Genomic DNA, 11,657 nt, shown 5'->3' with positions numbered 1-11,657 from the left:
TCGTCACCACGCCCTAGTGTGGTGGATTTGAAATACGCCACAATGTGGTGGTTTGGTCCGGAGCGTATTTCAAATCCATCAACCACACTAGAATCAAATATTTGCTAGTGGCCCTGATGAATCTGAAGTTCGCTAAGCCCTTGCCAAATAATGTGACGAACTTCAGATTCGGGCCACTAGGCCGGATAATCGGCCCGCACGAAATATAGCCCATCGGGCGGCGCGTTCAGCCCCAGTGCGGCGCGATTCCGTGCCGCCAGCGCATCGCGCAGATCATCTGCCGACCATCGTCCCATCCCCACATATACAAGGCAACCGACCATCGACCGCACCTGATGATGCAGGAAGGACCGCGCGCCGGCATGAATGGCGATGCGGTCGCCCTCCCGCTCGACGCCAAGCCGGTCGAGCGTCTTGACCGGGCTGGCGGACTGGCAATGGGCCGATCGGAAGGTGGTGAAATCATGCAGTCCCACCAGCGCCTGCGCCGCTTCATGCATAGCTCCGGCATCGAGCGGTTGCTTCACTTGCCAGGCCAGTCCCGCCTCGAAGGTCAGCGCCGCCCGGCGATTGACGATGCGATAGACATAGGATCGGCCGATGCAGGAAAAGCGGGCGTGCCAGTCGTCCGTCACTTCTTCACAGGCTAATATCGCCACAGGCTGCCGTCCCAGCCGCGCGTTGATCGCTTCCATCAGCCGGAACGGCGTGATCGCCTTGGCGACATCGGCATGGGCGCGCATCGCCAGCCCGTGCACGCCAGCATCGGTGCGCCCGGCGGCATGGACCACGACCCGTTCGCCGGTGACGGCATGGATCGCATCCTCGATCGCCTGCTGCACGCTCGGCCCATGCGCCTGCCGCTGCCACCCCATAAACGGCCGCCCGTCAAATTCGACAGTGAAGGCAAAACGGGTCATCGCTTAAGGCCGTTCGTTTCGCGCGCAGTCGAAAAACCGGTCGCGCACCGTCTCACCCATCCACCCGGCTCCCCGCCGGCATGTCGAATCCGCGCAGCATCTCCTCCGGCGTCATCGCCGCCTTACCTGCGCGCTGGATCAGCGTCGGGCGGATCGCGCCATGACCGCAGCCGATCAGCAGCGCGTCGTCCAGCATTTCGCCCGGCGCCCCATCCTCATGCTCCACCTGCGCCGCCAAGATGCGGAACCGCTCGCCGCCATATTCAAAAAAGGCACCGGGAAAGGGATTGAAGCCGCGCACCTGCCGCTCGACCTGAATCGCTGGCCGGGTGAAGTCGATCCGCGCCTCGGCCTTGGCGATCTTGGCGGCATAGGTCACGCCCTCTTGCGGTTGTGCCATCGGCGGGTGCTGCGCGATGTCGTCCAGCACCTCGACCATCAAATCCGCGCCCGCCTGCGCCAGTTCCGCCGTCAGCGCGCCCGCCGTCTTGCCCTCTATCTTGGTCACATATTTGGCGCGCATCGGCCCGGTATCGAGGCCCGTCGCCATGTCCATGATCGTAACCCCGGTGACATTGTCGCCCGACAGTATCGCCCGCTGGATCGGCGCGGCCCCACGCCAGCGCGGCAGCAACGACGCATGGATGTTCATGCAGCCATGGCGCGGCGCATCCAAAATGGCGCGCGGCAAGATCAGGCCATAGGCCGCAACCACCGCTATATCGGCCTCCAGCGCCGCGAAATCGGCCTGCACCGCCGCGTCCTTCAGCGACTCTGGCGTCCGTACCTCAATTCCCATCGCCTCGGCCCGCTGATGGACCGGGGAGGGGGTCAGGCTCTTGCCGCGCCCTGCCGGACGGGGCGGCTGGCTATAGACCGCAACGATTGTATGCCCCGCCTTGGCCAGCGCTTCGAGCGCCGGGACAGCGAAATCGGGAGTGCCCATATAGATGATACGCATGGCGCCATCTCAAAGCCCTTGTCGTGACGGGTTGCAAGCCCTTATCTCACAACATGGCCTCTCCCGAAATCGAAGCATTGACGCAAGCCCTGTCCCGCCTGCCTGGCCTTGGCCCGCGTTCGGCGCGGCGCGCGGTGCTGCACCTCATCAAGAAACGCGAAGCCGCCATGGCCCCGCTGCTGCGCGCGCTGGAGGCGGTGAACGAACGGCTGGTCACCTGCCATGTCTGCGGCAATGTGGATACGGTCGATCCCTGCGGCATCTGCACCGACATGCGCCGCGATCCGCGCGCGCTGTGCGTGGTGGAGGATGTCGCCGACCTGTGGGCGCTCGACAAGTCCCGCCTCTTTCCCGGCCGCTTCCATGTGCTGGGCGGGCGCCTGTCCGCGCTCGAAGGGATCAGGCCGGAGGATCTGACGATCGACGCGCTCGTCACTCGGCTGGAACAGGGCGGCGTCGATGAAGTGGTGCTGGCGATGAACGCCACGCTGGAGGGGCAGACCACCGCCCATTATCTCGCCGAACGGCTCGAACGCTTCCCCATCCGTCTGACGCAGCTGGCCCATGGCGTGCCGGTCGGCGGCGAACTCGATTATCTGGACGAAGGTACATTGGCGCAGGCGCTGCGCGCGCGAAGGCCGGTGGGGTAGGGGCACCCTGCCAAAGCTGTTAGCTGACCCCGCCGCAGCCATCCGCTAGACCGGGCTGATAACCCACTGGAAGGATGCCCGATGATCGACCTCAGCCGCACCCATCATAAGGGCATTGCCGTTGCCGATATCGACCGGGCGGTGACGGATTACGGCGCGGCGCTGGGGCTGACCTTCGCCCCGATCCGCGATTTTGATCCGCTGCCCTTCTGGACGCCGGAGGAAGGCGCGCGGGAAATCAGCGTGCGCGCCACCTATTCGCTGGGCGGGCCGATCCATCTGGAACTGGTGCAGGGCAATAGCAGCTTTTACGACACCGCCAGCCCCGCAGGCGCGCGCCATATCGGCGTGTGGGTCGATGATCTGCCGGCCGAAGCGGACCGGCTGGTCGCGGCGGGCTGGACGCCGCGCGCCGCCAACCTGCCGCCGGAACAGGGCTATGGTGCGATCGCCTATCTGGCCGCGCCCGATGGCGGCTTGCTGGTCGAGCTGATTTCGACCATATTGAAACCCGCGATCGACGAATGGCTGGGCGAATAGGGCGATGCAGCGCATCGCTTGAAATCCTGCGTCTTTCCGCTATTTTAGAGCCATGGCCATTCTCCCCATCCTTGAGGCGCCGGACCCGCGCCTGCGCACCATCTCGACGCCCGTTGAGTCGATCGATGACGATCTGCAACGGCTGATCGACGACATGTTCGAGACGATGTACGACGCGCCGGGCATTGGCCTGGCCGCGATCCAGGTCGGCGTACCCAAGCGGGTGCTGGTGATGGACCTTCAGGAACCGGAATCTGACGCGGAGGACGCCCCCCCGGTCAAGAAGCCGATGGTGTTCATCAACCCGGAAATCCTGCGGGAATCGGAGGATCTGTCAGTCTATAATGAGGGCTGCCTGTCCGTCCCCGACCAATATGCCGAGGTGGAGCGCCCCGCGACGATCCGCGCCAGCTGGATGGACCGTGACGGCCGCATCCATGAAGAACAGCTTGAAGGGCTGCTCGCCACCTGCCTCCAGCATGAAATGGACCATCTGGAGGGCATCCTCTTCATCGACCATCTCTCGCGCATGAAGCGCGACATGCTGATGAAGAAACTGACCAAGGCCCGCCGCGCCGCCTGACGGGCGCGACGGGCTTGAGCCTTAGCTCACGCCATCGGTATCCAGCGCATAGCCAGCCGAGCGCACGGTGCGGATGATGTCCTGAAACTGGCCATCGCCATTGATCGCCTTGCGCAGGCGGCGGATATGGACGTCGACCGTGCGCAGCTCGATATCGCTATCCTGCCCCCACACGCTGTCGAGCAGCCGTTCGCGCGAGAATACCCAGCCGGGATGCTCCAGAAAATGGCGCAGCAGACGGAACTCGGTGGGGCCAAGCGGGATCACCTGTCCGCCGCGCCGCACCTTGTGCCCCACTGTGTCCATCTCGACGTCGGCAAAAGTCAGCGTTTCGCCCGCCAATGCCGGACGAACGCGCCGCAGCACCGCGCCGACCCGCGCCACCAGTTCGCGGGGGCTGAAAGGCTTGGTCACATAATCGTCCGCGCCCGTCTCCAGCCCGCGCACCCGGTCCTCTTCCTCGCCGCGCGCGGTCAGCATGATGATCGGCACGTTGGCGGTGCCGTTGGCGCGGCGCAGACGGCGGCACACTTCGATGCCCGACAGGCTTTCCACCATCCAGTCGAGCAGCACGATGTCGGGCACATTTTCCTGCGCCATCAACAGCGCTTCCTCACCATCGACGGTATGGGCGACCTCGAAATCCTCACGCTTGAAATGCCAGATCAGCAGTTCGGCCAGCGCTGCGTCGTCCTCGACCAGCAGCATTTTTGCACGGGCCATATTGGTTATTCCTCCGCCGCGGCGCTACCGCGATCGCGGTCGGGCAGGGTCTGCCCCGTGGCCGCATAATAGACCATCTCCGCGACATTGGTCGCATGATCGCCGATCCGTTCGATATTCTTGGCGATGAACAGCAGATGCGCGCATTCGCTGATCGTCTTGGGATTTTCGACCATATAGGTCACCAGCGTGCGGAACACGCTGTTGTAGAAATCATCGACCACCGTGTCGCGCTCGACCACCGCGACGGCCAGATCGGCGTCGCGCGCGGCAAAGGCGTTGAGCGCGTCATGCACCATTTCGCTCGCCACCTGTGCCATGGACGGCAGTAGCGATACCGGTTCCAGCGTGCGCTGGTTGGCGGTGATTTGCGGCACCCGCTTGGCGATATTCTTGGCATAATCGCCAATCCGCTCGACCACGCCGACGATCTTCAATGCCGCGATCACGTCGCGCAGATCGTTGGCCATCGGCGCGCGGAGCGCAATCACCTGGATGACCAGTTTTTCGACTTCCGCCTCGATCGCGTCGATACGCTTGTCGTCGGCCACCACCTGCGCCGCCAGCGCCAGATCCTGCCGTTGCAGCGCCGTCATCGCGCTTTCGATCGCCGCTTCGGCACGTCCGCCCATTTCGGCGATCAGGCCACGCAGCCTGTCGATATCCTCGTCGAACGCCTTGATCGTATGTTCTGCCATGTTCGTCTCTCCCGCGATCAGCCGTAGCGACCGGTGATATAGTCCTTGGTCCGCTCCTGCGTCGGATTGGTAAATATGTCGCCGGTGACGCCATATTCGACCAGATCGCCCAGGTGGAAGAAGGCGGTGCGTTGCGACACGCGCGCGGCCTGCTGCATATTATGGGTCACGATGACGATCGCGTAGCGGCCGCGCAGTTCGTGGATCAGTTCCTCGATCTTCGCCGTCGCAATCGGGTCCAGCGCCGAACAAGGCTCGTCCATCAGGATGACCTCCGGCTCCACCGCGATGGCGCGGCCGATGCAAAGCCGCTGCTGCTGCCCGCCCGACAAGGCAGTGCCACTGTCATGCAGCCGGTCCTTCACTTCGTCCCACAGCCCCGCCCGGCGCAGCGATTTTTCCACCACCACGTCCAGGTCCGCCTTGGCATGGGCGAGGCCATGGATGCGCGGCCCATAGGCGATATTTTCGTAGATCGACTTGGGGAAGGGGTTGGGCTTCTGGAACACCATGCCGACACGCGCGCGCAACTGCACCACGTCCATCGACGGGGAATATATATCCTCGCCATCCAGCGTGATCGTGCCTTCCACCCGCGCGCTGGCGACCGTGTCGTTCATGCGGTTCAATGTCCGCAGGAAGGTCGACTTGCCGCAGCCCGACGGACCGATGAAGGCGGTGACATTGTCCATGTCGACGTCGATCGACACGCCCTTGATCGCCTGCTTGGCACCGTAAAAAACCTTCACGTCGCGGGCCGACATTTTGGGGTTGGCAATGGCCAGAGGATTTGTTGGTTCGGTCATGGGTGCGTTTACCACCGTGTTTCAAACTTGTTGCGCAGATAGATGGCCAGACCATTCATCGCGAGGAGGAAGGCCAGCAGCACGATGATCGCGGCCGACGTCTTTTCGACAAAGCCCTTGGACACTTCATCGGACCACAGGAAGATCTGGACCGGCAAAACTGTCGCCGGATCGCTGATCCCAGCCGGCGGCGTCGCGATGAAGGCGCGCATCCCGATCATCAGCAGCGGCGCCGTCTCGCCCAGCGCACGCGCCATGCCGATGATCGTGCCAGTGAGGATGCCGGGCAGCGCCAGCGGCAGCACATGGTGGAACACCACCTGCACCGGCGACGCGCCGATGCCGAGCGCCGCGTCGCGGATGCTGGGCGGCACCGACTTGATCGCATTGCGCCCGGCAATGACGATGACCGGCATCGTCATCAGCGCCAGCGTCATGCCGCCGATCAGCGCCGCCGATCGCGGCAGATGCAGGAAGTTCAGGAAGATCGACAGGCCGAGCAAGCCGAAGATGATCGAGGGAACGGCGGCCAGATTGTTGATCGACACTTCGATAATGTCGGTCCACCACGCCTTGGGCGCATATTCCTCCAGATAGAGGGCGGTAGCGACACCCACCGGGAAGCTGAGCGCCAGCGTCACCAGCATCGTCAGCAACGATCCCTTGAACGCGCCCCATATGCCCACCTGGGTCGGGTCGGTGCCGTCGCTCGCGGTCAGGAAGCTCCAGTTGAAGCCGGTGGTCAGCAGGCCTGCCTTGCGCAGCCGCTCGACCGCCGCTTCGGCTTCCGGCGCGCCTTCATGCTTGGCCGCCAGGTCGATGGTGGTGGAGGCCGGGACGCTGATCGTCACCGTCCGCCCCAATATCGCCGGATCGGCCTTGATCGCGTCGCGGATGCTGATCCAGGCGGTCGGCGACAGCAGTTCGTCGGCGTCCGCGCCCAGCGCTTGCCTTGCGACCTGCCCCGTCACCATCGGCAAATTGGCATTGGCCAGCGCCGCGTCGGTGATATTGGCCGGATCGAGCAGCAGCGGCGATGCCGGGAAGTCGATCTGGAGCGCAATCTCCGTCCGCGTGAAACCGCGCAACCCGTTGCCCATCATCGTGAACAGCAGGAAGGCAAGGAAAGCGCCAGAGAGCGCCACGGCGAACAGCCCGGCAAATTTGAACCGCCGCTCGGACGCATAGCGCCGCGCGATCCGCTTACGCATGGCGTCCGACTTCCAGTCGGTAGGAAGCCTTTTCGGGGGGCTGGGAGTGGGTGTCATTCGTAAGCCTCGCGATATTTCTTCACGACCCGCAGGGCCACGATGTTGAGCAGCAGGGTGACGACGAACAGCACCAGCCCCAGCGCAAAGGCCGCCAGCGTCTTGGCACTGTCAAATTCCTGGTCACCGGTCAGCAACTGGACGATCTGGGTGGTCACCGTGGTCACGCTGGCAAAGGGATTGAGCGTCAGATTGGCGGCCAGGCCAGCGGCCATCACTACGATCATCGTCTCGCCGATCGCGCGGCTGACCGCCAGCAACACGCCGCCGACCACGCCGGGCAAAGCGGCTGGGATCAGCACCTTGCGGATCGTCTCGCTGGTGGTTGCACCCATCGCCAGGCTGCCGTCGCGCATCGATTGCGGCACGGCGGCGATGCTGTCGTCGGCCATGGAGGAGACGAAGGGAATGATCATCACCCCCATCACCAGACCGGCGGCCAGCGCACTCTCCGACGACGCGCCATGAATGCCGATCATCACCGCAAAGTCGCGGAGCGCCGGGGCGATCGTCAGCGCCGCGAAATAGCCATAGACCACCGTGGGCACGCCCGCGAGCATCTCCAGCGTCGGCTTCATCCATTTGCGCACGACGGGCTTGGCATATTGGGTGAGGTAAATGGCGCTCATCAGGCCCAGCGGGATGGCGACGACCATGGCGATGATCGCGCCGATAAAGATAGTGCCCCAGAAGAGCGGCACCGCGCCGAATGCATCCTCATTGCCATAGCCCATCGCCGCCGACTGCGGCGACCATTTGGTGCCGAACAGGAAGTCGAGCGGATTGACCATGGAGAAGAAGCGGAAACTCTCCCACAGCAGGGACGCAACGATGCCCACCGTGGTCACGATCGCCAGCAGCGACGCGATCAGCAGCGTCGCCATCACCAGCCGCTCGACCCGCGTGCGCGCCCGGAAATCGGGGCGGACGCGGGTGAAGGCATAGGCGCCCCCGGCAAAGGCCAGCACGATCGCCAGCACCGCGCCCGCGACGCCATATTTGCTGATGGCGGCGCGGTATGGCTCCACCAGTCCCTGCGCCAGCGGGTTGAATGCGCCTGCCTGCGCGCCGGTCGCAATCGACCGCGCCTCACCCAATATGGCCGAGCGCGAGAAATCGTCCATCGGCAGGCTCTGCGCCGCCGGATCGGCCAGCACCGCCTGCGTTACCAGACCGGGCGCTATATTGGCCCAGACCGCCAGGAACAGCACAGCCGGGGCCAGCGTCCACAGCGCCACATACCAGCCATGATAGCCCGGCAGCGAGTGGACGGCATCACGCCGCCCGGTTTCCCGCGCCACGGTCTGCAAACGCAGCGCGCGGGCGCGGGCGCTGACCCAGGCGATAGCGCCCAGGCCAGCGAGCAGCAGGAAAAGTGCGGGACCGGTCATTATGGCCCTTACTTCAGCTGTGAGCCGTCAAGCACGGTCAGTGCCTTGACCGTTTCAGCACTGGCCTTGCGCACATCGTCGGGCGCCGCGACCATGCCGCGCTTGGTCAGCGCGCCATCGGGCGACCAGTTGGCGGCAAAGGCGTTGAGGAAGCCCTGAAGCCCCGGAATGGCCGCGATATGCGCCTTCTTCACATAGATATAGAGCGGACGAGCGCCCGGATATTGGCCGGTCGACACGGTTTCGTAGCTCGCTTCCACCCCGTTGATCGGAATGTCCTTCAGGCTGTCGCGATTTTCTTCCAGGAAGCTGTAGCCGAACACGCCGACCGCATTGGGGTTGGCGCCCAGCTTCTGCACGATCAGATTGTCATTCTCGCCCGAATCGACATATTTGCCGTCCTCGCGGACGCGGGTGCAGGTCGCCTTATACTCGTCCTCATTCTTCTCTTTCAGCTCTTTCATCGCCGGGTCGGACTGGCAGCCCTTTTCCAGGATCAGTTCAGCCAGCGAATCGCGCGTGCCGCTCGTCGAGGGCGGGCCGAATACCGAAATCGCGATGGCGGGCATGGTCGGATCGACATCCTTCCACGTCTGCGCCTTGTTCGGCCCCTTGCCATAGGGGTTGGCAGCCAGTGCCTCATAAACGATCTTGGGCGTCAGCTTGTAATCAGGGCCATTCTTGGCCTCGGCAAAGGCCAGGCCATCGACGCCGACCTGCACTTCGATGATATCCTTGACGCCATTGGTGGCGCACATGTCGAATTCGGACTTCTTCATCCGGCGCGATGCGTTGGCGATGTCGGGATGCTGCGCACCCACGCCCGCACAAAACAGCTTCATGCCGCCGCCGGTGCCGGTCGATTCGATGATCGGCGATTTCATGCCCGGATTGCCCTGCACGAACAGCTCGGCGGCCGCCGTGGCGAACGGATAAACGGTGGACGATCCGACGGCGCGAATCTGGTCGCGGGTCTGGCCCGCGCCGCCGCTGCCGCTCTGGTCGCCACAGGCGGAAAGGGAAATGACGCTGAGCGCCGTTGCGGCGAACAAGGTGAATCTATTCACGGGAACCTCCATCATGCAAGGCCGCGATTCGCTGTTCGCTGCCCCCTTTGACCGGCGCTATAGGGCCGCTCCATCGCGGCATTGTGACATTCAGGTTGCAGTTTGATGACATTGCAAAAGGCGATGATGACAGGATGGCCATTTTGGTCAAACCTGCCCCCATGGCTTCATTCATCCGCGCCGTTCATCAGCGGCAGCAGCACGGTGACAGTCGTACCCTTGCCCAGCACGCTCGCCACGTCCAGCCGCCCGCGGTGCCGCTCCACAATATGTTTGACGATCGCCAACCCCAGCCCGGTGCCGCCCATCGCCCGGCTGCGCCCCGAATCGACGCGATAGAATCGTTCGGTCAGGCGCGGCAGATGGTCCGGGCCAATGCCTTCGCCCTCGTCGGCCACCGACAGGCGGCACATGCGGCTGCCGCCCTCGGTCAGCGTGACGCGGATCGGCGTGCCGGGGCGACCATATTTCACCGAATTGCCGATCAGATTGTGCAGCAGTTGCGACAGTTGCGCCCGGTCGCCCTGTACCGCCTGCCGCCCCGGCGCGACCTCCATCTCGACCTCGCGTCCGCGCTCGCCATGGCTGGAGCGGAACACATTGACCACTTCGGCGACCAGTTCGCCCAGATCGACCGATGCGTCGGGCGCGCGATATTTCTCCGCCTCGATCCGCGATAGCGAAATCAGATCATCGACCAGCCGCTGCATCCGCCGCGCCTCGCCATCCATGATCTTCAGGAAGCGCTGCCGCGTCTCATCATCCTTGCCCAGTGCCGGGTCGGCCAGCGTTTCGATAAAGCCCAATATGCCCGCCAGCGGCGTGCGCAATTCATGGCTGGCATTGGCGACGAAATCGACCCGCATCCGCTCGGCCGCATGGGTGCCGCTATGGTCGACCAGATGCACCAGCCGGCGCATGTCGGCGACCGCGCCCACCGGCGCGACCCGCATCTGCCAGCGCTGATCCCGCGATCCCAGGCCCACCAGTTCGATCATGAACGGCTCGGCCAGCGGCGCCAGGCTCGCCAGCCGCTCGGCGGCAGCCGGGTGGCGGATGGCGATGCGCGCGTCGTCCCCCTCGATATGCGCGCCCAGCAGGCGCTGCGCCGCCCGGTTCGCCCGCGCGATCCGCCCGCGCTCCACCAGCATCAGCGGATCGGAAATCCCCTCCAGCAGGCTGGCGAAATCGGGGTGGTCGATCAGGTCCGGCTCTTCCATCGCCACGTCCGGCACGTCCGGCGGCGGGGTTCCGGCATCCGCCGTAATGGCCAGCACGATCACGCCCGCCAGCACGGGCAGCACGATAGCAACGGGCGACGCGCCCAGCATCAGGGCAGCGCCCGTACCCAGCAACAGGACGGCGAGGGAGGCAATGATCTGGGAAGGACTGAGTCGATTCATGGTTACCGCACTGGATTTGTCGCGTATTTGCTGCGATGTCTGGCCCAATAGCGTGCAATCATGACGCTTTGGCAAGCCCGATAGCGGATCAGGATCAGATGAGCGAGCCGATGACCGGACAGGATGATGACCAGCAGCCCGACATGGCTGCGCAGGCCGATACGCCCGATCTGGCTGTGCCATCACGTCGCCAACTGCTGATGGGCGGCGCAGCGGCGGCCTCGGCCATCGTGTCGATCCGCCCGGCGTTGGCCAATACCGCTGCCTCGGTCCTCAACTGCACGATCCCTGTGCCGGACGGCAGCCGCGCGGGCAATCTCATCGCCCCCAATGGCCAGCTCGTTCCCGCCGGGACGCCCGGTGCCTTTCCCGGCGCTGGCCGTCCTTTCACCGGCGAACAGGTCAAGCAGGCGCTGCGCGGCCGTCCGCTGCCCGGCACCAGCTATCAGCAAAATCAGGCCTATCTCAACTATATCCGCCGCCTCCAGTCGGGCACCAGCGGCTTCACCTGCTACGCCTCGCTCCAGATGCCGCGTTAGGTCGTCCTCCCCTTTAAGGGGAGGTGGCAACGCGAAGCGTTGACAGAGGGGTGTCACTCTATCGATAGCGGGACACCCCTCCGTCTGGCCTGCGGCCATCCACCTCCC

The 11,657-nt window shown here is 64.4% G+C and carries 13 protein-coding genes; 4 read left to right on the top strand and 9 right to left on the bottom strand.

The genetic code is table 11. The annotated features are described in order from the left end of the window. Positions 1 to 176 precede the first annotated feature (176 nt). Both truA and fmt read right to left on the bottom strand, forming a co-directional pair. On the bottom strand, positions 177 to 920 hold the full coding sequence (gene truA, locus EBBID32_RS02315) for a tRNA pseudouridine(38-40) synthase TruA (RefSeq protein WP_006949956.1): 744 nt from the start codon (positions 918 to 920) through the stop codon (positions 177 to 179). 52 nt (positions 921 to 972) lie between these two features. Next, positions 973 to 1,881, bottom strand: a complete 909-nt coding sequence (gene fmt, locus EBBID32_RS02310; RefSeq protein ID WP_006949955.1) for a methionyl-tRNA formyltransferase — start codon at positions 1,879 to 1,881, stop codon at positions 973 to 975. Between the two features lie 53 nt (positions 1,882 to 1,934). Between fmt and recR the strand changes: the two genes are divergently transcribed. The 3 genes from recR (at position 1,935) to def (ending at position 3,654) form a co-directional block, all read left to right on the top strand. Next, the gene (recR, locus tag EBBID32_RS02305; protein WP_006949954.1) at positions 1,935 to 2,531 is read left to right on the top strand and encodes a recombination mediator RecR; all 597 of its coding nucleotides are present in this window, start codon (positions 1,935 to 1,937) and stop codon (positions 2,529 to 2,531) included. Positions 2,532 to 2,612: 81 nt separating this feature from the next. After that, positions 2,613 to 3,071, top strand: coding sequence for a VOC family protein (locus EBBID32_RS02300; RefSeq protein ID WP_006949950.1), 459 nt, complete (start codon positions 2,613 to 2,615; stop codon positions 3,069 to 3,071). A 52-nt stretch (positions 3,072 to 3,123) separates the two neighbouring features. Then, complete coding sequence (gene def, locus EBBID32_RS02295) at positions 3,124 to 3,654, top strand: peptide deformylase (RefSeq protein WP_006949948.1); 531 nt, start codon at positions 3,124 to 3,126, stop codon at positions 3,652 to 3,654. Between the two features lie 21 nt (positions 3,655 to 3,675). Here the strand turns inward: def and phoB are convergent, their stop codons facing one another. The 7 genes from phoB to EBBID32_RS02260 form a co-directional block, all read right to left on the bottom strand. Then, on the bottom strand, positions 3,676 to 4,377 hold the full coding sequence (phoB, locus tag EBBID32_RS02290; RefSeq protein WP_006949946.1) for a phosphate regulon transcriptional regulator PhoB: 702 nt from the start codon (positions 4,375 to 4,377) through the stop codon (positions 3,676 to 3,678). A gap of 5 nt (positions 4,378 to 4,382) precedes the next feature. Then, positions 4,383 to 5,075, bottom strand: a complete 693-nt coding sequence (phoU, locus tag EBBID32_RS02285) for a phosphate signaling complex protein PhoU (RefSeq protein WP_006949945.1) — start codon at positions 5,073 to 5,075, stop codon at positions 4,383 to 4,385. A gap of 17 nt (positions 5,076 to 5,092) precedes the next feature. Next, positions 5,093 to 5,881, bottom strand: coding sequence for a phosphate ABC transporter ATP-binding protein PstB (gene pstB, locus EBBID32_RS02280; RefSeq protein WP_006949944.1), 789 nt, complete (start codon positions 5,879 to 5,881; stop codon positions 5,093 to 5,095). Between the two features lie 8 nt (positions 5,882 to 5,889). Further along, complete coding sequence (gene pstA / locus EBBID32_RS02275; protein WP_006949942.1) at positions 5,890 to 7,092, bottom strand: phosphate ABC transporter permease PstA; 1,203 nt, start codon at positions 7,090 to 7,092, stop codon at positions 5,890 to 5,892. Positions 7,093 to 7,145: 53 nt separating this feature from the next. Then, on the bottom strand, positions 7,146 to 8,540 hold the full coding sequence (pstC, locus tag EBBID32_RS02270; protein ID WP_006949939.1) for a phosphate ABC transporter permease subunit PstC: 1,395 nt from the start codon (positions 8,538 to 8,540) through the stop codon (positions 7,146 to 7,148). An 8-nt stretch (positions 8,541 to 8,548) separates the two neighbouring features. Continuing rightward, entirely contained in the window at positions 8,549 to 9,619 is a 1,071-nt protein-coding gene (locus tag EBBID32_RS02265) for a substrate-binding domain-containing protein (protein WP_051093256.1), read from the bottom strand. 155 nt (positions 9,620 to 9,774) lie between these two features. Next, complete coding sequence (locus EBBID32_RS02260) at positions 9,775 to 11,010, bottom strand: sensor histidine kinase (RefSeq protein WP_037488307.1); 1,236 nt, start codon at positions 11,008 to 11,010, stop codon at positions 9,775 to 9,777. Positions 11,011 to 11,108: 98 nt separating this feature from the next. On the opposite strand from EBBID32_RS02260, the gene EBBID32_RS02255 reads away from it, so the two are divergent. Further along, positions 11,109 to 11,549: a hypothetical protein gene (locus EBBID32_RS02255; protein WP_006949932.1), complete on the top strand. Its 441-nt coding sequence runs from the start codon at positions 11,109 to 11,111 to the stop codon at positions 11,547 to 11,549. Positions 11,550 to 11,657: the final 108 nt, after the last annotated feature.

Source organism: Sphingobium indicum BiD32, assembly GCF_000382885.1.
In the GTDB taxonomy this organism is placed as follows: domain Bacteria; phylum Pseudomonadota; class Alphaproteobacteria; order Sphingomonadales; family Sphingomonadaceae; genus Sphingobium; species Sphingobium japonicum_C.
The sequence above is the reverse complement of the archived record's forward strand: the minus strand, read 5'-3'. Positions and strand labels throughout refer to the sequence as shown.

Excerpts from the sequence above, each read along its gene's own strand:
- truA (WP_006949956.1), bottom strand. The coding sequence starts at position 920 with ATGACCCGTTTTGCCTTCACTGTCGAATTTGACGGGCGGCCGTTTATG.
- fmt (WP_006949955.1), bottom strand. The coding sequence starts at position 1,881 with ATGCGTATCATCTATATGGGCACTCCCGATTTCGCTGTCCCGGCGCTC.
- recR (WP_006949954.1), top strand. The coding sequence starts at position 1,935 with ATGGCCTCTCCCGAAATCGAAGCATTGACGCAAGCCCTGTCCCGCCTG.
- EBBID32_RS02300 (WP_006949950.1), top strand. The coding sequence starts at position 2,613 with ATGATCGACCTCAGCCGCACCCATCATAAGGGCATTGCCGTTGCCGAT.
- def (WP_006949948.1), top strand. The coding sequence starts at position 3,124 with ATGGCCATTCTCCCCATCCTTGAGGCGCCGGACCCGCGCCTGCGCACC.
- phoB (WP_006949946.1), bottom strand. The coding sequence starts at position 4,377 with ATGGCCCGTGCAAAAATGCTGCTGGTCGAGGACGACGCAGCGCTGGCC.
- phoU (WP_006949945.1), bottom strand. The coding sequence starts at position 5,075 with ATGGCAGAACATACGATCAAGGCGTTCGACGAGGATATCGACAGGCTG.
- pstB (WP_006949944.1), bottom strand. The coding sequence starts at position 5,881 with ATGACCGAACCAACAAATCCTCTGGCCATTGCCAACCCCAAAATGTCG.
- pstA (WP_006949942.1), bottom strand. The coding sequence starts at position 7,092 with ATGCGTAAGCGGATCGCGCGGCGCTATGCGTCCGAGCGGCGGTTCAAA.
- pstC (WP_006949939.1), bottom strand. The coding sequence starts at position 8,540 with ATGACCGGTCCCGCACTTTTCCTGCTGCTCGCTGGCCTGGGCGCTATC.
- EBBID32_RS02265 (WP_051093256.1), bottom strand. The coding sequence starts at position 9,619 with ATGGAGGTTCCCGTGAATAGATTCACCTTGTTCGCCGCAACGGCGCTC.
- EBBID32_RS02260 (WP_037488307.1), bottom strand. The coding sequence starts at position 11,010 with ATGAATCGACTCAGTCCTTCCCAGATCATTGCCTCCCTCGCCGTCCTG.
- EBBID32_RS02255 (WP_006949932.1), top strand. The coding sequence starts at position 11,109 with ATGAGCGAGCCGATGACCGGACAGGATGATGACCAGCAGCCCGACATG.